The sequence below is a fragment of the Terriglobales bacterium genome, assembly GCA_035567895.1.
In the GTDB taxonomy this organism is placed as follows: Bacteria; Acidobacteriota; Terriglobia; order Terriglobales; family Acidobacteriaceae; genus Gp1-AA112.
On the sequence record DATMPC010000013.1, the window covers coordinates 112,346 to 132,197 of the forward strand.

Below are 19,852 nucleotides of genomic sequence, written 5' to 3' on the forward strand. Positions count from 1 at the left end.
CTAAGTGGCTTCCGCTAGTCGCCGCCAGCCGCTTCTGTCATAATCTCCCGTCATGTGGGACGCAGTAACCCATCTCTTTGCCCGCTTGGTCACCCTCGCCTGGTTTGCGGGTGCAGTTCTCATGCTCATTACGATTCCGGCCTGTATCTACAAGATTTTTTCTGCGCTATGGGAGACAGATGATTTTGAAGAGGAACCGGGCCTGCAGAATTCAACTCGCACCTCGAGAAACATTCCTGAAAAGTTCTAAAGAGCGAGACTTGGGCTTACGAGTTTTTCGTTGCCTGGGTTCCCCTCTCACCAGTGATGACGCATTCCATCTCGAACAGCATTGCCTACTGCGATGATGCATCCAAATAGGGCCCCGAAGCTCCATAGCGAGCCGATCACTCGACCGAGTCTGAGTGTAAAGCGTCCATACGGTTTGAGGTAAGGATTGAACTGATCCCAGAAGGCTCCGGGATTGCGGCAAATCCAGACGCCAAGCACCAGGATCCCGAAACATGCCGTTGCCAGTTCCAAGTCTACCAGCAGGCCGGCATGCATGAGGGAGTCGGGAATCATGCCTTTATTTCATCGCGCCCTCCGTAAGTAACAGCTCAAGACCACATAAGGAATTCATAAAGAGGAATTCCGACAACGTGTATTCCTGACAGGGGTCGATTGTGGAGGCTATGAGCGGAGTGTCTACCCCACCTCGACTAAGCCATACCGACGCTGCCAATGCGTCTTCAGGTGAAACATCACAGTGTTGCGTTCAGTCTTGGAAAGGGGAACGCCTTTTTCTTCGACGACGCGTTGGGCCTCCGCACGGGCTAATTCCAGGAGCTTGCGATCGCGGATGAGATTTGCCACCCGAAAGCTGGGGGCGCCTGCTTGCTTTGTGCCAAAGAATTCGCCTGGCCCGCGAAGCTCGAGATCGAGTTCGGCGATGGCGAATCCGTCCTGTGTGCGCAGCATGGCGTCGAGCCGCTGCTGTCCTTGTGGAGTGATCTTGCCGCCGGTCATCAGCACGCAGTACGACTTGTTCGATCCGCGTCCAATGCGCCCCCGCAATTGATGAAGCTGGGACAGACCGAAGCGTTCTGCATGCTCGATGACCATGACCGTAGCGTTCTGTACATCAACTCCGACTTCAATGACTGTAGTCGCGACAAGGACGTCGATGTCCCCGCGCTGGAAGCGCGCCATGACCAGCTCTTTCTCGTCGGAAGAGAGACGCCCGTGCAACAGTCCAATGCGCAAGTCAGGAAAAACCTTCTTGCGGAGCTCCTCGTACATCTCTGTGGCGGACTTCAGGCTGACGTTCTTTGTTGGCGTTGGCTCTGGCATGCCCGCGAAGGACGCTTGTTTCAGACGCGCGAGCGCCCGAGCGGAACCCGGCGCCCGCGGATCGATAGCACCGGGACGCCTCGTTGCGAATCGTTTTTGCGCCGAGGCTTGGGTTCTGGCGCTTCCTCGCCGAGCGACTGTGCCCGAAGTTCCGGCTTCTTGCTGGTTGGCGTCACGAGCTAACAGATCATCTTCTTCTCCGGCGCTTTCAATCACGGGATAGACAACATAAGCTTGCCGGCCGAGCACGACTTGCTTGCGCACGAAGTCCCAAACCTCAGATGCACGCTCCCCGGAGATCGAACGCGTCGTGATCGGACTGCGCCCCGGCGGAAGTTCGTCGATGATACTGATATCAAGATCGCCGTAAAGCGTGAGGGCAAGTGTGCGCGGAATAGGAGTCGCGGTCATGACGAGCACATCAGGCTCATAAAGATCGGGTGATCGGGCGGGTTGAGAATCGGGTGATCGGGTGATCGGGTGATCCGGTGAAGTACCAGCCGAAGTAGATCTGCGTTTATCCCTTGAATCTGCGTTCATCTGCGTGGGAAGTTGCTGTTGACTTTCGGCCGGGGTGTTATCGCTCGGCTTACGCATCAGGCGCCAGCGCTGCATTACGCCGAAGCGATGCTGTTCGTCGACTACGATGAGTCCCAATTTGGCGAACTCTACTTTTTCTTCAATTAGCGCGTGCGTGCCGATCACCAGTTGAGCATTGCCCTGGGCGATATGACGACGAGTTGCCCGCTTGCGGTCTTCCTCTAGCGATCCTGTCAGCAGCACAACGCGATAGCCTTGCTCTTCCAGTAGCTTGCGAGCGCCCAGATAATGCTGAGTGGCGAGGATCTCGGTAGGCGCCATCAGCGCCGCTTGATAGCCATTCTCGATGGCAATCACCGCTGCCTCGAGGGCCACCAAAGTCTTACCTGATCCGACGTCGCCCTGTAGAAGGCGCCGCATCGGAACAGGCGTTTGCATATCGTTTGCGATCTCGCCCAGAACCTTCTTCTGCGCATTCGTCGGTCGAAACGGCAGAAAGCGTTTGATGGAATCCCGTACGCGGTCGCTCAATTGGAAGTTGATACCAGTGCGCCGGCGCAAATTGCGCCGTTTGAGTTCGAGTCCAACCTCGAGAAAAAACAATTCCTCAAAGATGAGGCGGCGATGTGCCGGTGTGCAGCGCGCTTCAAGATTCGCGAAGCCTTCTCCTACTTCCGGAAAGTGGGCCTGCTGAAAAGCGTCGCGCCGTGAAATGAGCTGCATCTGTTCGCGTACGCCCCGGGGGATACCGTCTGGAATCTCGGGAGAGAGCTCCTGCAAAACACGGTGAAGCACATTGCGAAACCAGCGTGAATTCAGTTTGCCGATTGCTTCGTACACGGGGACGATGCGCCCCATTTCGACCGATTGCTCCAGGCGTTCTTCGAGCAGGCTCTCTGGCTCGTCCTCGTGTTGTCCAAGAACTTCGATCTGCGGCTGCATGAGTTGCAGTCGGCCCTTTGAGGATTTTCCCCATCCCTCCTCAACTTTGCCGTACAGCGCAAGCATCTGGCCCGGCTTGAAGCGGTCGCGCAGGTAGGCCCCGTGGAACCAGGTGCAGACGATCGTCTTCATCCCCTGTCCGACAACCAGTTCAAAGATGGGTATTCCACTTTTGGTTCGGTAGAGATGCGAATTGCGCACTTCCCCAATCAGCGTGGCAGACTCACCGACGCGCAGCTCTGAGATCGCACGCGGGTTGGCTCGGTCCTCATAGCGGAACGGCAAGTAGTAGAGCAGGTCCTCAGCAGTAGAGATCCCCTTTTCGCCAAGGATGGACGCGGCACGGGGACCAATGCCTTTCACGTTTTGGACGGGGGTGTGGAGTTCAAGCATGAAGGACAGAACATTTAATCATGGAGAGCCAGAAGGATCGGGTGATCGGGCCATCGGGTGATCGGGTGAAGTAAGAACGGCTGAGCATTGGCCCTCCACGTACTGTCATTCCGAAACGCCTGGTCTTGGCGCGAGGAATCTGCTGTTTGGCGTCATTGCAGAAGCAGATCCCTCACTTCCTTCGGGATGACAGTAAAGGGGGAACGTTTCGGGGAAGAATTGGCTCGAACAAACCGCATCGAGGACCAAGGAGCGTCAGGCGGGTTGTACTTCACCCGATGACCCGACCACCCGATGGACCGATTACCTTATGTGCGGACTTTGCGGCGTTGTGCCATGAGCTCGTTTGGTCTGGTTCACGACCTGCACGTCGAACTCCACGGGAATGCTCTTAGGAGGGAAGCAGGCGTTGTCGCTGCATGCCTGGTATCTCAACTGGCCGTGAACCGTAAAGTTGCCTGTGCTGGCGTTCTTGGTGGCGCTCATCTTTGCTTTTACGGCGAAATCGTCTGAGTAGACGTTCAACTTCTCACTAGGATCGAAAGGGAAGCTTAAGTCTTTTCCCGGAGGATAGGTGATACTTCCGGCCGCCAAGTCAGTAGGGGGCTCAAGCTTGAGTGTCGTAGGGATCAAGAGTTCCGATTTGGGTTGATTTGAATTGACGTGAAAGCCTTCCTTGACTTTGAAACGCAGCTCTACGTCAGCGGGCTTGCCCGGAGTAACCGTCACGGGCGATGCACCCTCGAAGGTGACATAGACGCGCGGCGCATCGGCAGCGAAGAGTGGCGCAGCAAGCAATGTAAGTACGAGGCAGACTCTCTTCACGCGATTGACTCCCTGATGCTGGATGCTCGGGTTACCGATGACAGCGCCTTAGACTATCCAACCCCGATTTGCGAGTCCAGGCGGCGCTACGATGTCGCCTTCCCGCGGCTACTCGCCGTTTCCGCTTCCGACTTCCCCTCAGCGAGTGATTTCTTGATGTTGTCTTCAATCTCGCTGCGGCTTACGAGTCCCAACGCTGAATCAATGATTTTGCCGCTGCGATCGATGTAGTACGTGGCGGGAAGGCCGACGGCGCCATAAGCATCACCAACGGCATCCTGTCCTTGCAGGATCGTGTAGTTCACGCCCATTTCCTTGGCGAACTTTTCGATCTTGTCTTTTCCGGAATCGTCGAGCGCAACTCCGACTATTTCGAATCCTTGTGGCCCGTATTGTTTTTGCAATTCCACCAGCCAAGGCATCTCTACCTTGCAGGGGCCACAGAATGTCGCCCAAAAGTTAAGGAGCACAGCCTTGCCACGGAAATCGGAGAGCTTTACCTGCTTGCCTTGAAGGTCCTGGAGAGTGAAATCGGGGGCTTGCTTGCCTTTGGCCTCGGCGGATGAGATCGGCTCAGGGTTACCGATCATTGGCGAGACCTTTGGTCTGCTTGAATTTCTTACCCCGGCAAAGATCATTACGGCGACCACAAGTGCGATAACCACGACGGCAGCAGCGTTACGTTTCACTACGAGATACCCCCAAACAAAATCATCTCAGTTTCATTTTCATAATGCAAAACGGTTTAGGAAGCCCAGGTAACCAGCAAGAGCCCCAAAGTGGCGAGTCACGAACAACGTTCCGACAACGATGAGAAGCACTCCACTGGCGACTTCCACGGCATGGAGATGCCGGCGAAAACGATTGTAAAAAGCCAGGAAGCGCTCGATTCCGAGCGACGTGAGCAGGAACGGAACAGCCAATCCCAGGGAGTAGATCGCCAGAAGCAGGATCCCTTTTGACACCGTTCTCTGTGATGCGGCGATAGTGAGGATGGCAGCCAGAATCGGTCCGATGCACGGAGTCCAGCCAAAGGCGAAGGCAAAGCCGACCAGGAATGATCCCCATGCGCTCTTGCCAGTACCTACACTGTGCATCCGCTTGTCTGCATAGAGTGCGCTGATCTTCAAAATGCCGGTCAGGTGCAGGCCGAAGATGATGATGATCGCGCCGGCGATCTGGCCCATTAACCCTTTGTATTCGCGCAGCACACGTCCGACGGAAGTGGCTGCAGCGCCGAGCATGACAAATACCAGCGTGAACCCCAAGACGAATGTCAGGGAGTTCATCATGACGGCGCGCATGCGGCCAGCGTTGTGCTCCGTCTGCAGCTGATCCACGGAAGCTCCGGAAATGAGCGAAATATACCCCGGGACGAGTGGGAGGACGCATGGAGAGAGAAACGAGGCAAGTCCCGCAACGAAAGCTGCTAATGCCAATGGGAGACTTTGCATAGACGCAATTCTACAAGACTGGAATCCGGGAATAGTTCATTCTTGGGCTGTGATTTGGATTCCACAAACCCAGAAAAGGCTACACGAGAATAACGCAGTCCTGCGAGGTTTGGACTGAAAAATTGCGGGTCGAATTGTACCCATTATGGGAAATTTCCGACTCCAGGAGGGCCAAAGTGTCTGCTACTGCCTCTAGTACCCTTGCACCCCTTTCGTTGCGTGACGTCCTTAAAATCTCCGGTTTCAAACGGTTGTGGCTGGGACAACTGGTGAGCATTCTCGGCGATTTTCTTGCCGTCTTCGGGGTGATTAACCTGATCACCTTCAAGTGGCATGGGACCCCACTTCAAGTGACCAATGTAATGATCGCCTTCATCATCCCCATGGCCACCGTGGGACCGCTGGCGGGCGTATTCGTCGATCGCTGGAACGTAAAGCGGACGATGATTATCAGCGACCTTATCCGCGCAGTGCTCATTCTGGGCCTGGTTTTCGTTACGCGCTTGGAGCAGATCTACGTGCTCTTCTTCCTGGTAAGCACGGTATCGAGCTTCTTTGCCCCATCGCAGTCGGTGACGCTGCGCACTCTGGTCCCGCTGAACGGGCTGATGTCGGCCAATGCGCTCATGTCGCAAGCCTTCTACACCATGCGTATCATTGCCCCTGCAGCGGCGGGTCTGCTGGTGTACTGGCTTGGTTACAACTCGTGCTTCTATCTGGACACGGCCAGTTTTGTCTTCTCCGCGGCAATGCTTTCTACGATCGCTATCGTGCGCATGGTCAACGCGCAAGCCACCGCGGAAAAGACTGTTGGCTCGCTGATAAAGGATTACACCGCGGGATCACGGTTCATCCTCACCCACCCGGCGATCTCGTTCGTGATGATCGCGATGATGACTGCGATGTTTGTGCTGAGCTGCTTCAGTCCGCTGATCTCAGTCTATGTCCGCGACCAGCTCCATGCCGGTACACGCTCATTCGGAATCATCAGCGCGATGATTGGAGTAGGGCTGATCGTCGGCACGCAGGTTGTGAGCGCGGTCGCTAAAGGGTTCTCGAAAAAGCATGTGGCCTTATGCGGACTGTTCGGGCTGTCGTTTGCTACTTTTGTGCTCGCCTTGTTTCAGACTGCGTGGCTCGCCGGAGTGAGCATGTTCGGGATCGGTTTCGCAATAGCGTTCATCATTGTTCCTGCACAGACACTCATGCAGCAGGAAACACCGCATGACATGCTGGGCCGTGTGAGCAGCAGCTTTATGGCTGTGTTCTCGCTCTCGCAGTTGCTGGGACTGCTGCTCTCGGGTGGGCTAGCCAACTCGATCGGAGTGCGCCATTTGTTCATGTCGAGCGCAGTGCTGCTGGTTGTGGTGTCGGGAATGGGATATTTGTGGCTGCGAGACGACAAACCAGGAGACCAGAAGGCAGTTGCTGCGGCGGGTTAGAAATGAGCTTTCGGCGATCGGCATTCGGCGTTCGGCCAAAAAATGCGTACGGTAGGCTTTTCCACCGTGGCGAATACGGCGAACTGGCCGAAAGCCGACAGCCGATCGCCTAGATTTGTTTCCGTGGAACTGCCTCTTGTCGCGAAGGTGGCGGTTGCCGTCGTTCTCCGGTGAACATGCGATCGATTCCGAGTCTCAGGGGAGTACCACTGTGCAGGCCGCTCCAGCGCTCCGAAACCACAATGGAATTTCCGGGGTTTTGCGGATCGTACTTTACTGATGTCGGAACTCCGATACGGCAGTTATGCAGATCGACGAACTGGCGTAGATGGGTTACATCCTGCGAGGCCTCGTACTGCACGCCCGCGACGTCGTAGTTGTAGATGAGAAGCTGAGACGCGTTCGGTTCATCGGCATTTAGCTCCGCCACGTCGATCACCGTGCCATCGACAAGCCGGCCTATGCGGTCGAGCAGCTCACGACGCTCGCGTTCGTGGTCCGCCGCAGACTTCTTGCGGCGGGTCGCGAAACGTAGCACCGCAAGCCCACCAAGAACGATGACGCCGCCGGCGATCGCGTAGAGACGGAGAGCGGTCAACATGACTTCCTTAAGACCGGAGAGGCCAGACCAAACGAAAACAGACCTAGCGTTCGCAGATGGCTAACCGGAGGATACTTAAGCTTACCGCGAACCAGCAACTTCTACCTATCGAGGGAAGCACCTATTACTATCGGGCGATCGGGCCATCGGGTGATCGGGTGAAGTGCAGCAAGAAACAATTGTGTGATTTGGCGATTTCGTGATTGTGCGATTTTCAAATCACGAAATTACAAAATCGCGAAATCACAAAATTTTCTTATCATGTACGCTTGCTCGTTCTCTCCATCCTTGTCCTGTCCATATGGCTCTATCTGCTGTTTTTTCATGCCCAATTCTGGCGGGTCGACCGGCTCCACTTGCCGGAATCTGCAACTCGCGATGCGAGACGAGTCGCAGTTGTGATTCCCGCGCGAGATGAAGCCGATGTTATTGGCAGGGCTGTGGGTTCGCTATTGCGTCAGGACTTCACGGGAGAGATTCGGCTGTTCGTTGTGGACGATAACAGCTCCGACGGCACTGCCAATGCCGCGCGAGCTGCTGCTGGTTCGCTCGGGCTTGCTGAAAAGCTGGTGGTGATAAGCGGTTCAGCATTGCCCGCCGGCTGGACCGGCAAAGTCTGGGCAATGCAGCAGGGCTGGCAGGCTGCGAGAACTTTCCAGCCGGATTTCGTGCTGCTAACCGATGCCGATGTCGAGCATGGGCCCGACAATCTCGCGCGACTCATCACACAATTGGAGCTGGGGTCATTCGATCTTGCCTCGGTAATGGTGAGACTACGCTGTCATACGGTCGCAGAGAAGTTTGCAATTCCCGCCTTTGTGTACTTCTTCTTTCTTCTCTATCCTCCGGGGCGAGTTGCGAATCCGCGCAGCCGAGCAGCAGGTGCTGCGGGTGGATGTGTGCTGATTTGCCCGGAGACTTTGGAAAAAGCCGGAGGATTCGAATCCATTCGCGGCGAGATTATTGATGACTGCAGTCTGGCTGCGCGTGTGAAGAAGGCTGGAGGGAGACTATGGTTGGGTGTGAGTCAAAACACGCGCAGCATTCGCGGCTACACAACTCTCTCAAGCCTTCGCGACATGATCTCGCGCACTGCGTTCAACCAGCTTCGGCATTCATGGCTGTTGCTGATTGCGTGCGTCGCCGGGATGTTGCTTACTTTCGTCGCTCCGCTCGCGATGGTGTGGGCAAAAAACAGGACGGCGGGTTGGATTGCTGCCACTGCATGCCTCGTGATGTTTGCGAGCTACGTGCCCGTGCTCAGGTTGTACAAAGTAAATCCTCTTTCGGCAGTCACGCTGCCGTTTGCCGCAATCTTTTACATGTCCGCAACCGTTCACTCAGCGGTGAACTATTGGCGAGGAAAAGGTGGTGGGTGGAAAGGAAGAGCGCAGGATCTGCCATCGTCTTCGTAGAGACGTCCACCTCGGCGGACTATTTCTTTGATATTTGCGGTATCAAGAAAGAATTTTATTGCCTTATTACCTCTTCGACTCGCTCAGAACGGCGAGCGTCTTCTTTATCTCAGCTGTCGTCCAGCGGCCCTCAGGAACAACAAAATTGGTGAGCGTTCCAAGGCCAGAGATGTTCACTTCCACGCGATTATCCGCCTTGAGCGGGCCAACTCCAGCAGGGGTTCCCGTGAGAATGAGATCGCCAGGAAGCAGCGTCATCACCCTGCTGATGTAGCGAATTACCGCCTGCAACGGGAATATGAAGTCTCGGGTATTGCCCTTCTGCCGTACCTGACCGTTCACGCGGGTCTCAAGATCCAGTGCCTCAGGACTCACTTCATCGCTCACGAACGGACCGACAGGACAAAAAGTATCGAAGCCCTTGCCACGCGTCCACTGGCCATCACTCTTCTGCAGATCACGCGCTGTGACGTCGTTGGCGCAGGTGTATCCACGAACAAATGAGAGTGCCTCCCTTTCTGTGGCGTTGCGGCACTTCTTTCCGATCACGACAGCGAGTTCTCCTTCGTAGTCCACACGCTCCGAGATCTGCGGCATCACGATCTGGCCTTCGGGCGCAAGCAAGGAAGACGGTGGCTTGAGGAATATGAGGATATCGGCCGGGACCTCATTGCCGAGCTCCTTAGCGTGCTCGCGATAATTGCGTCCGACGCAGACGATCTTTGACGGATTCACCGGCGGCAGCAAGCGTGCTTCGTTCAGGGGGATTGGCTGCATCTCCTCTTCGCGGAAGATGCAGGCATGATCTTCTTCAGGCGGAGGAATGCGGCGAACGATTACATCCTCGCCGCCCTGGGTTTGAACTTCGCCGTATTGCGGCCCGTCGGAGGTAGGGAACTTACAGTAGCGCATGGAATAGAGCTTAAAGTTTGAGCGTAAAAATAGAAACAGTATGTGGCACAGCCGCCCTCGGCTGTGGCTCTGCCCAAGGTCCGCACTGGCGAGAATGCTGTTGTCCGAAAAAAGAGTTTGTCCCGTTGTCCCGCGGCCCTGGGGTTCAGGACAGCGGGACAAACTAAAAGACCCCACCTAAGTCGCTTATTTTTATCGGCTTAGACGCGAAATGCATTTCGGGACAAAAGCGTCAGATTTGCCGCGCTGTCCCGGCGAGTTTTGGGGCTAACGACCTTGGGCGGAGCCACAGCCGAGGGCGGCTGTGCCACAAGACTCAAAGCTCAAGAGTGTCTCATTTCGGAACCTGTTCTGAGGCTTCTTCCGAGCGCTTACTCTCGTTGCCGCGTTCGTCGATTGCGGAAACCGAATAGAAATACGTGTTGCCGGGCTGTACCGTCTTGTCGCTGTAAGCGGGAGCTGTGAGAGGCTGCTGGTTCAGCTTGGTCACGGCCGAGTCGTTCTGGAGGCGTCGATAGACAAAGTAACCCGCAAGATCGCGATCCATGACGGGATTCCAGGTGAGATCGATTAAGGGCTGCTGTCCAGCTAGTTGGCCGGAGAAGACAGCCTGTACTTGCGTAGGAACAGCGGGCGGGAAGACATCATGAACAACCACTTCGACTGGTGCGGTGGCCGCACCATCGAAGACTACGGTGCTGCCGTTGAGGAGTTTTGCCGATCCCGCGATCACTACACGATAAGAGTAGGTTTTTTCCCACGCAAAGTTCTCGTCACGAAGCTCAACGTTCGCGGCTTCGCCGGGAGGTAATTCAATCATTCGCCGTGCGACCGTACTCTCCTGTGGCGCGTCCTTTTCGCTGCGGCGCAGCTCGAGAGTCTGTGTTAGTCCTTCATTCCGAGGAGTGACATTGGCGGTTACTACCACGGCGTCGGGTGTGAGCTGGCTAGTGGGACTCCCATTCAGCTTCGATACTGCCGCCGTTGGGACTTGCACTTGATTTGAAAGGCCGGCGTTGCGGCCACGGTCGTTATCAACCTCGACCGCGAAGGTGGCGTAATCCGCTGGCCCAGTAGTTTCGGTGGGTACCGGCGTGATCGCATTGGCAGTCTTTTGCTTTGCCGGAGTCGCGAGCGTTGCGATTACGTTGCATTGTGCGGCTTGCTCGATTCGTGGCTGATTGATCGCGCGACAGATCTTGGTTTGTCCGCGATGGCGGAAGGTTGCGCCGTCAGTGGTTTCTGTAGGGATTGTCCACGTAAGAGCGATCTGGTCGCCGGTACGTGTGGCTTTCAGATCAGAAACTGGCTTGGCCAGATTCAACGACGGCGGCTGAGGTGGGCCCGGAGTGCCACAACCAGATACAAAAGCAAGCACCAACGTCGGGAGACAAAGCCGTTTCGCCGAGGTCGCGCGCATGAATCAATCAGCGTAGCAGAACAGGCGATAGGCAATAAGCGATAGGCAATAGGCCAGGCTTTCTCCGTTAATCAGGGTCAGAGAGTCGCAAATGGATCACCTATTGCCTATTGCCTATCGCCTATTGCCTAATGAAAGCAGTGGAATCGCCCGTCCAAGTTCAGGAGCCGCAATCGTCTACTGCAGCCGACAACGCCTCTGCAGCAGGCAAGATGTTGTTCGACTTCTGGTATCCGGCGCTCCTGAGCCGGGCTTTGCGCGGCACAAAACTCGTCAAAGCGACGCTCCTGGGACAGCCATTGGTGCTCGGACGCGACGCCAATGGCCTTGCTTTCGCCATGAAGGACATCTGTCCGCACCGTGGAATTCCACTCTCGTGCGGCCGAATTGAGGGCCAAAACCTCGAGTGTTGCTATCACGGATGGAAGTTCAATGTGCACTCCGGCACCTGCACCGAGATCCCCTCGCTTACTTCAGACTCCAAGATAAAGCCGGAAAAGATCCACGCTACGCACTATCCATGCGAAGAACGCAATGGATACGTGTGGGTTTTCATGGCTGAATCGCGCAGTTCTGGCGCCAATCCTGCATCGGTTCCGGAGCTTCCGCTGCCACCTGGAAGGCATAAGATCACGCATTTATCTGCGGAATTGCCATGCAATGTGGACCATGGAGTCATCGGATTAATGGATCCAGCGCACGGTCCATTCGTTCATCAGTCGTGGTGGTGGCGCACCCGGCACAGTATCCACGAGAAAGAAAAGACCTTCGAGCCCATCGCAATGGGCTTTCGGATACGGACGCACACACCTAGCGCCAACAGTGGAGCGTACAAATTGCTGCGTTTTTATGGCGATTCGGTCACGACTTCGATCGAATTTACGCTGCCAAATATCCGGGTTGAGCAGATTCGGATCGGCGATAAATGGGTTATAAACCGCGCTGTAGTGACGCCAATCGACCAGAATCGCAGCCGAATAGACTTCGTGGCGGCCTGGAATATCTTCTTCTGGGTGCCGTTTGTGAAGCCTATCTTCAACGTTTTTGCGCGTAAATTCATTCGTCAGGACCAGTCCACGATGGAGTTACAGGCGCAAGGACTACGCTTTAATCCACCATTAATGCTCATTGACGACGCCGATAAGCTCGGCAAATGGTACTTCCAGCTCAAGAATGCGTACCTTCAGGCCAAGAAAAATGGCTCGGAAATGCAGCATCCGATGGCTGGTCCGGTCACGTTAAGGTGGCGTAGCTAGTGATTCAAGGTCGTTCTGCGTCAACTTTCCGGCGCTCTCTGCTCAACAAAATTGGCTTTCCGGTCTTCAAGATAAGCCTTCAGGTTTCTTAAACGCCCCTTTACGGCGTCACTATTCGAGCTTTCGCGCGCCGTTTCGCGTCACTTCCGCGACATTTTTGACTCGCAATAATCAAAATTTGGGGCGTTAAAAACACAATTTTGGGGCAGCTATTCCGGATATTTGATACAGTGGCGGGCCTGCGGCAAACAAATCTCGGGCCCTTGCTCACCCCCGAATAGGCTCGTTTGAGCGTTCCGTTCGCAAGATGACGGGAGCCCCACTTTCGCGTAGGATTTCCGCGCCGAAAGCCCGGACAATTTAGTCGCTCCTGGAGGACTCCGTGGACTCGAAACAACTCGACCAGCTTTGCGTCAACACCATCCGCACGCTCAGCATGGACGCCGTGCAGCAAGCCAACTCCGGGCATCCGGGCACACCGATGGCGATGGCGCCTGTGGTTTACACGTTATGGAACCGGGTGCTGCGCTTTGATCCCGACGATTGCATCTGGCCCAATCGCGATCGTTTCGTCCTCTCCATCGGACACGCGTCGATGCTGCTGTACTCCATCCTGCACCTGACAAACGTGAAAGCTGTTGATTCCAACTACGAACAAGTCGGAAAACCGACTGTCACGATTGATGACATCAAGCGCTTCCGCCAGCTCGACAGCAAGTGTCCCGGACATCCGGAATATCGCTGGACTTCCGGAGTAGAAACAACTACAGGCCCACTCGGACAGGGAGTGGCCACCAGTGTAGGCATGGCGATCGCCGGCAAGTGGCAGGCAACATACTTCAACCGGCCCGATTTTGAAATGTTCAACTATCGCGTCTACGCGCTCTGCGGCGACGGATGCATGATGGAAGGCATCTCCAGCGAGGCCGCGTCGCTTGCCGGTCATCTGAAGCTCTCGAACCTCTGCTGGGTATACGACAACAATCACATCAGTATCGAGGGCAACACTTCACTCGCTTTTAGCGACGACGTCGCGACTCGTTTCATGGCTTACGGCTGGAACGTCACTCGTGTGGGTGACGCCAACGACCTCGAAATGCTCGAGCGCGCCTTCGGTATCTTCCACAAGAGCACCGACCGTCCAACGTTAATCATCGTGGACAGCCACATCGGATATGGCGCTCCGAACAAGCAGGACACGAGCGGCGCTCACGGCGAGCCGCTCGGAGAAGCGGAAATAAAGCTCGCAAAGCGCAATTACGGTTGGCCCGAAGACGCGAAGTTCCTGGTGCCGGACGGGGTGATGGACCACTTCAAGTCCGGAATCGGGAAACGTGGGGGAGAGCAGCGCCTGGCGTGGAGTCAAAAATTCGAGCAGTACAAACAAAAATATCCACAGCTTGCCGATCATCTCGACAAGATGCAGCGCCGCAAGCTTCCCGATGGATGGGACAAGGACATCCCTGTATTCCCCGCCGATCCCAAGGGAGTCGCCGGCCGCGATTCATCAGCAAAGGTTTTGAACGCGATCGCGAAGAATATGCCCTGGCTCATCGGTGGATCGGCCGACCTGGCGCCGTCTACGAAGACACGCCTCACCTTCGACGGCGCCGGCGACTTCAGCGCCGACAACTATGGCGGACGCAATTTCCACTTCGGCATCCGCGAACACTCGATGCACTCGATTTTGAACGGACTATCAACTTCAAAACTTCGTCCGTTCGGCTCGCAGTTTCTCATTTTCAGCGACTACGCTCGCACCTCGATTCGCCTGAGTGCCATTATGGAGCTGCCCGTGATTGACATCTTCACCCACGACTCCATTGGAGTCGGCGAAGATGGACCGACTCACCAGCCCATCGAGCAACTCGCGTCGCTGCGTGCCATTCCGGGACTCATCACCTTCCGGCCGGCAGATGCCAACGAAGTGGCTGAAGCGTGGAAGGTGACGATGAAGCTCACCTCCGAGCCTGTGGCCATGATCCTCTCGCGCCAGACCTGCGCGACCTTCGATCGCAGCAAGTATGCCGCAGCCACAGGAGTCGCAAAGGGAGCTTATGTCCTCTGCGGCGATCCAAAGACTAGACCCGAACTGATACTCATCGGCACCGGCAGCGAAGTGCAGATGTGCGTCCAGGCTTACGAGAAATTGACGGCTGAAGGGGAGAATGTGCACGTCGTCAGTATGCCTTCGTGGGAACTCTTCGAACACCAGAGTGAGGAATATAAAGAGAGTGTGCTTCCTTCAGCCGTGCAGAATCGCATTTCCGTCGAGCAGGCTTCCACTTACGGATGGGCGCAGTATGTGCGCAATCCTGGAGCTCGCATTGGAATGAAAACCTTCGGCGCGTCGGCTCCGCTGAAAGAGTTGCAGAAAAAGTTTGGCTTTACTCCGGAGGCGATCATCAGTGTAGCCAGGGAGATGCTGGCGAAAAAGGTAGCGCTCGGAGCATGAGGATTACTGTCTCGGCTTTTGTGGCATCCGCCGCCTTCGGCTGTGGGCTCTGCCCAAGGTTAATACAGGGTAGAGTGCCCGTAGCGTAAGGTTGATTAGATTTGGTAGAGACGCAGCATGCTGCGTCTCGAGCGTGGGGTTGAACAATTTCAATTGGGGATTGGAACAATTTCAATAGTGTCATCCTGAGTCCGCCGCGGCGGATGCCACGAGCACTGACAAGCTGTTTCTTGGCGCTTGCAAAAAGCAAATCCCCCGCGCGAAAAGCGCGCGAGGGATGACAGTCCTAAAAGGGAATGGGCGCCACCGGAGAGAAGCGGTTACTGAAAAACTGATTACTAAATACTTCTAAACAAGAAAACAAGTCTTGAACCAAAGCAGTCCTGAACTAAGAAGCAAGGAGTACACATCATGAACGCGATTCGAGCCACTGCTGTTGCATCCACAAATCCTTTGAAAGCGCTGGAGAGCTACGGGCAATCCGTATGGCTCGACTACATTCGTCGCAGTCTTATCACCAGCGGTGAGCTGCAGCGTCACATCGACGAAGATGGCCTTACGGGCGTTACTTCGAATCCTGCAATCTTCGAGAAGGCCATTGCCGGCAGCAACGATTACGCGGACAAGCTCTCGCGCCTGAACTCCTCGAACCTCGATGCCAAGGGAGTCTACGAAGAGGTCGCTATCGGCGACATCCAGGATGCAGCCGACATCATGAGACAGGTGTACACCGCCACCAAGAAGCGTGACGGCTACGTGAGCCTCGAAGTTTCGCCAACTCTAGCGAACGATACGGCCGGAACTCTGGAAGAGGCCCGCCGTTTGTGGAAGCGTGTGGCACGCGAGAACGTGATGATCAAGGTGCCGGCAACTCCGGCTGGTGTTCCGGCGATTCAGCAGCTGATCAGTGAAGGTATCAACGTAAACGTCACGCTGTTGTTCGCGCAGCAGGCGTATGAAAACGTGGCCGAGGCGTACATCTCTGGACTGGAGAAGCTCGCAGCTTCCGGTGGCGATGTATCGCGCGTGGCCAGCGTGGCCAGCTTCTTCATCAGCCGCATCGATACGCTCATCGACAGCCTTCTCACAGAGAAACTGAAACAAGCGAGCTCCGACCAGGAGCATCAGTTCCTGGAATCGCTGCTCGGCAAAATCGCCATCGCAAATGCAAAGCTTACGTATGAAAAGTACAAGCAGATCTACAGCGGCCCAAGATGGAACGCGCTCAAGGCAAAGAACGCGCAGACGCAGCGCCTGCTCTGGGCGTCGACCAGCACCAAGAATCCGAGCTATCGCGACGTGATCTACGTCGAGGAGCTGATCGGACCAGACACCGTCGATACCATTCCTCCAGCGACGTTCGACGGATTCCGCGATCACGGCGTTCCGAAAGAGAGCCTGGAAGCAAATGTCGATGTGGCGCGGCAGAAGATGCAGAATCTTGCGCGAGCTGGTGTCTCCATGAAGGATGCCACCGACAAGCTGCTCGCCGATGGCGTAAAGATCTTCGAGGAAGCCTTCGCCAAACTACTCGAGGCCATCGAGAAGAACCGGAAGAAGAACCTGGCGCCCAAAATCGCTCAGATGACGTGGAAGCTGCCTGCCGATCTCGAAACCAAAGTGAAATCGACGATTCAGGATTGGGAGCAGGGAAAGAAGATGCGTCGCCTCTGGGGCCGCGACTCCTCGCTGTGGACCAACTCCGACGAATCGAATTGGCTCGGTTGGCTGGCCATGACCGAAGATCAGCTTGCGCACATCGCTCATCTCACAGCAGTCGCCGAAGAAGTGCAGAACTCCGGCTTCAGCCACGTGGCGTTGCTCGGCATGGGCGGCTCGAGCCTGGCTCCCGAAGTGATAAGCATGACCTTCGGACGCTCCAAGGGCTTCCCTGAATTCCACATGCTCGATTCCACCGATCCTGCTCAGATCAAGGCGTTTGAGGGCAAGCTCAACCTGAAGAACACGCTGTTCATCGTTTCCAGCAAGTCGGGAAGCACGCTCGAACCCAACATCTTCAAGCAGTATTTCTTCGAGCGCATGAAGCAGGCGGTTGGCGAAGCAAAGGTGGGCGAGCACTTCATCGCTATCACCGATCCCGGATCGGCGTTCGAGAAGGTCGCTACCCGCGATAAGTTCCGCCACATCTTCCACGGCCGTGCCGATATCGGCGGGCGCTATTCCGCGCTCTCAGACTTCGGGCTTGTGCCGGCGGCAGCTATGGGCGTCAACGTCAAGAAGTTCCTGAACTGCACCGAGGAGATGGTGCAGGCCTGCGCGGCGACGGTTCCGGTAGCCGATAATCCAGGTGCCGTTCTGGGAATCATCATGGGCGTGCATTGCAACGCCAGCAAAGACAAAGTCACACTCATCACATCATCTGGGATTTCCGACTTGGGCGCGTGGCTCGAACAGTTGCTTGCAGAGTCGACCGGCAAGGACGGCAAGGGCATCATCCCCGTGGATCGCGAAGAGGTAGGCGCCCCCGAGGTCTATGGCAAAGACCGGCTCTTCGTTTACATCCGCCTGGAAGGCGCAGCCGATAGCGCGCAGGACGCGAAGGTGGACGCGCTCGAGAAGGCTGGACTTTCGGTTGTCCGGATCAAGGTCCTCGACAAGTACGACATCGGCCAGGAGTTCTTCCGCTGGGAGATCGCGACAGCCGCTGCCGGATCGGTAATCGGGATCAACTGCTTCAATCAGCCCGATGTTGAAGCCAGCAAGATCGAAACGCGCGAGCTGACGCAGCAGTACGAAGAGACAGGATCGCTTCCGCCCGAGTCTCCGATCCTCGAAGACCAGGGAATCAAGCTCTTTGCAGACGAAAAGTACGCAGGCAAGCTCACGATCGCTGCAGGCAAGGAGAAGACGCTCGCGGCATATCTGCGCGCCCATCTGAATACGATCGGAGCCGGAGATTACGCAGCGCTGCTCGCCTACGTCCAGATGAACGAAGCGAACCAGAAGGCCTTGCAAGGCACGCGCCACGCGATTCGCGATCGCAAGAAGGCGGCCACGTGCTTAGGCTTTGGTCCACGCTTCCTGCACTCAACCGGACAGGCATACAAAGGCGGCCCCAATACGGGAGTCTTCCTGCAGATCACCTGCGACGACGCAGCCGATCTGCCTGTGCCGGGACAGAAGTTCACGTTCGGCGTAGTGAAGGCCGCGCAAGCGCGGGGAGACTTCCAGGTGTTGAGTAAGCGGAATCGGCGGGCTTTGAGAGTTCATTTGGGGAAAGATGTGGCGGCGGGACTCGCAACGCTGGATCGAGTTGTTCGCCAAGTGATTTGATTTGTCATTCCGAAGGCGCGAGTTCCTGGGTTTGGAACTCGCGACGAGGAATCCCTATGGTGACGTCGCTGTTGGGGCAACGAGATGCGGGATGCCGTCTTTCTCGAGGGCTTGTGAAATCTCAAGAACTGTCATCCTGAGTCCGCCGCGGCGGACTCAGGATCTCCCGCGATGTTTCATTTGAGAATGCTGCCGGTAGGGCTCTTTCACGAGGAACTTTGACTTCAGGGCCAAAGTGCCAGGACGCGGCAAGTAAGTCCGATGCATCTCGGGAGATCCTTCGTCCGCCGCGGCGGACTCAGGATGACAGTGTTGGGTTGAGAGCTTTGGTGTTGGCCGCGACGCGTCGCAGTACTAGCTCGCGCACGTAGCACAGCAGTCTGTAGGGATTCCTCACCGTCAAAACCGGGCGGTTCGGAATGACAATGGGAAAGGGACGACGAGAGGAAAAAACTATGCAGATGGGAATGATTGGTCTAGGAAGAATGGGCGGCAACATGGTGCGCCGCCTTATGCGCGGAGGCCATCAGATCGTTGTTTCTGACCTGAGCGCCGACACTGTCAACGCAATCGCGAAGGAAGGCGCCGTCCCAAGCAGCTCGCTCGACGACCTCGTCAAGAAGCTCAACAAACCGCGCGCGGTGTGGGTCATGGTTCCGGCGGGCGATCCGACGGAGAAGACCGTCATGACACTCGCCGAGAAGCTCGAAGCCGGCGACACCATCATCGACGGCGGCAACTCCATGTGGAAGGACGACATTCGCCGCGCAAAGGCCCTCAAGGCGAAGGGCATTCACTATGTCGACGTCGGTACCAGCGGAGGCATCTGGGGCATTGATCGTGGCTATTGCATGATGATCGGCGGCCCCGATGAGGCGGTGAAGCGCCTCGATCCTCTCTTCAAGACGCTTGCTCCGGGAATCGGCGACATTCCGCGCACACCAGGATGGGAGAAGAAGACTGGCAACACCGCCGAGCAAGGATACATTCACGCCGGCCCTTCGGGCGCCGGGCACTACGTGAAGATGGTGCACAACGGCATCGAGTACGGCTTGATGCAGGCGTACGCCGAAGGCTTCGACATCTTCCGCAATGCCAACTCCAAAGAGATTCCCGAAGACCAACGCTACAACCTGAACCTTCCCGAGATCGCCGAAGTATGGCGTCGCGGATCGGTGGTGGCTTCATGGCTGCTCGACCTGACCGCGATGGCCCTCATCGAAGATCCCGAACTCTCGCAGTACAGCGGCTTCGTGCAGGACTCCGGCGAAGGACGCTGGACGATCGAAGCGGCAGTCGCGACGGCGGTTCCTGCCGACGTGCTAACGGCGGCGCTGTATACACGCTTCCGCTCGCGCCAGGAACACACGTTCGCGGAGAAGACGCTGTCGGCAATGAGACAGAAGTTTGGCGGACACGTGGAGCCGAAGAAGGCCGCTGGAAAGATTGCATGAGATGGAAGCGGCCTCGAGGATCGGGTGATCGGGTGAAGTAAGACCAGCCACCTGACCTTTATCGTTACTTGTCGCTCTGCTTGACAGCGGAAGACTTTCGGAAGAATCGCGTGAAGT

14 protein-coding genes are annotated in these 19,852 nt (G+C 56.2%); 6 read left to right on the plus strand and 8 right to left on the minus strand.

The annotated features are described in order from the left end of the window. Positions 1–297: 297 nt before the first annotated feature. From VNX88_04350 to VNX88_04370, 5 genes are all read right to left on the minus strand, one after another. A complete protein-coding gene (locus VNX88_04350) occupies positions 298–564 on the minus strand; it encodes a hypothetical protein (GenBank protein ID HWY67871.1) in 267 nt (88 codons plus the stop codon). A 123-nt stretch (positions 565–687) separates the two neighbouring features. Continuing rightward, positions 688–3,207 carry an ATP-dependent DNA helicase RecG gene (locus VNX88_04355; protein HWY67872.1) on the minus strand — a complete coding sequence of 840 codons (2,520 nt, stop codon included), beginning with the start codon at positions 3,205–3,207 and terminating at the stop codon, positions 688–690. Between the two features lie 303 nt (positions 3,208–3,510). After that, positions 3,511–4,032, minus strand: coding sequence for a protein-disulfide reductase DsbD domain-containing protein (locus VNX88_04360; protein ID HWY67873.1), 522 nt, complete (start codon positions 4,030–4,032; stop codon positions 3,511–3,513). A gap of 86 nt (positions 4,033–4,118) precedes the next feature. After that, the gene (locus tag VNX88_04365) at positions 4,119–4,721 is read right to left on the minus strand and encodes a TlpA disulfide reductase family protein (GenBank protein HWY67874.1); all 603 of its coding nucleotides are present in this window, start codon (positions 4,719–4,721) and stop codon (positions 4,119–4,121) included. A 39-nt stretch (positions 4,722–4,760) separates the two neighbouring features. Beyond that, positions 4,761–5,486 carry a cytochrome c biogenesis protein CcdA gene (locus tag VNX88_04370; protein ID HWY67875.1) on the minus strand — a complete coding sequence of 242 codons (726 nt, stop codon included), beginning with the start codon at positions 5,484–5,486 and terminating at the stop codon, positions 4,761–4,763. 176 nt (positions 5,487–5,662) lie between these two features. Here VNX88_04370 and VNX88_04375 point away from each other — a divergent pair, with 176 nt between their 5' ends. Continuing rightward, complete coding sequence (locus VNX88_04375) at positions 5,663–6,928, plus strand: MFS transporter (protein HWY67876.1); 1,266 nt, start codon at positions 5,663–5,665, stop codon at positions 6,926–6,928. A gap of 109 nt (positions 6,929–7,037) precedes the next feature. Here VNX88_04375 and VNX88_04380 read toward each other — a convergent pair whose 3' ends face one another. Continuing rightward, on the minus strand, positions 7,038–7,529 hold the full coding sequence (locus tag VNX88_04380) for a hypothetical protein (GenBank protein HWY67877.1): 492 nt from the start codon (positions 7,527–7,529) through the stop codon (positions 7,038–7,040). Positions 7,530–7,798: 269 nt separating this feature from the next. Between VNX88_04380 and VNX88_04385 the strand changes: the two genes are divergently transcribed. Further along, complete coding sequence (locus VNX88_04385) at positions 7,799–8,944, plus strand: glycosyltransferase (protein ID HWY67878.1); 1,146 nt, start codon at positions 7,799–7,801, stop codon at positions 8,942–8,944. A gap of 66 nt (positions 8,945–9,010) precedes the next feature. On the opposite strand, the gene VNX88_04390 is transcribed toward VNX88_04385, so the two are convergent. Together VNX88_04390 and VNX88_04395 are read right to left on the minus strand one after the other, a co-directional pair. Next, positions 9,011–9,856 carry a fumarylacetoacetate hydrolase family protein gene (locus VNX88_04390; protein HWY67879.1) on the minus strand — a complete coding sequence of 282 codons (846 nt, stop codon included), beginning with the start codon at positions 9,854–9,856 and terminating at the stop codon, positions 9,011–9,013. Positions 9,857–10,190: 334 nt separating this feature from the next. Further along, positions 10,191–11,276 (minus strand): fibronectin type III domain-containing protein, encoded by a 1,086-nt coding sequence (locus tag VNX88_04395; protein HWY67880.1) that lies wholly within the window; start codon positions 11,274–11,276, stop codon positions 10,191–10,193. Between the two features lie 140 nt (positions 11,277–11,416). Between VNX88_04395 and VNX88_04400 the strand changes: the two genes are divergently transcribed. The 4 genes from VNX88_04400 to gnd all read left to right on the plus strand — a co-directional run bounded on the left by VNX88_04400 (position 11,417) and on the right by gnd (position 19,735). Further along, complete coding sequence (locus VNX88_04400; GenBank protein ID HWY67881.1) at positions 11,417–12,532, plus strand: aromatic ring-hydroxylating dioxygenase subunit alpha; 1,116 nt, start codon at positions 11,417–11,419, stop codon at positions 12,530–12,532. Between the two features lie 382 nt (positions 12,533–12,914). Further along, positions 12,915–14,987 carry a transketolase gene (gene tkt / locus VNX88_04405; GenBank protein ID HWY67882.1) on the plus strand — a complete coding sequence of 691 codons (2,073 nt, stop codon included), beginning with the start codon at positions 12,915–12,917 and terminating at the stop codon, positions 14,985–14,987. Between the two features lie 411 nt (positions 14,988–15,398). Further along, on the plus strand, positions 15,399–18,281 hold the full coding sequence (locus tag VNX88_04410; GenBank protein ID HWY67883.1) for a bifunctional transaldolase/phosoglucose isomerase: 2,883 nt from the start codon (positions 15,399–15,401) through the stop codon (positions 18,279–18,281). 419 nt (positions 18,282–18,700) lie between these two features. After that, the gene (gene gnd / locus VNX88_04415) at positions 18,701–19,735 is read left to right on the plus strand and encodes a decarboxylating 6-phosphogluconate dehydrogenase (GenBank protein HWY67884.1); all 1,035 of its coding nucleotides are present in this window, start codon (positions 18,701–18,703) and stop codon (positions 19,733–19,735) included. Positions 19,736–19,852: the final 117 nt, after the last annotated feature.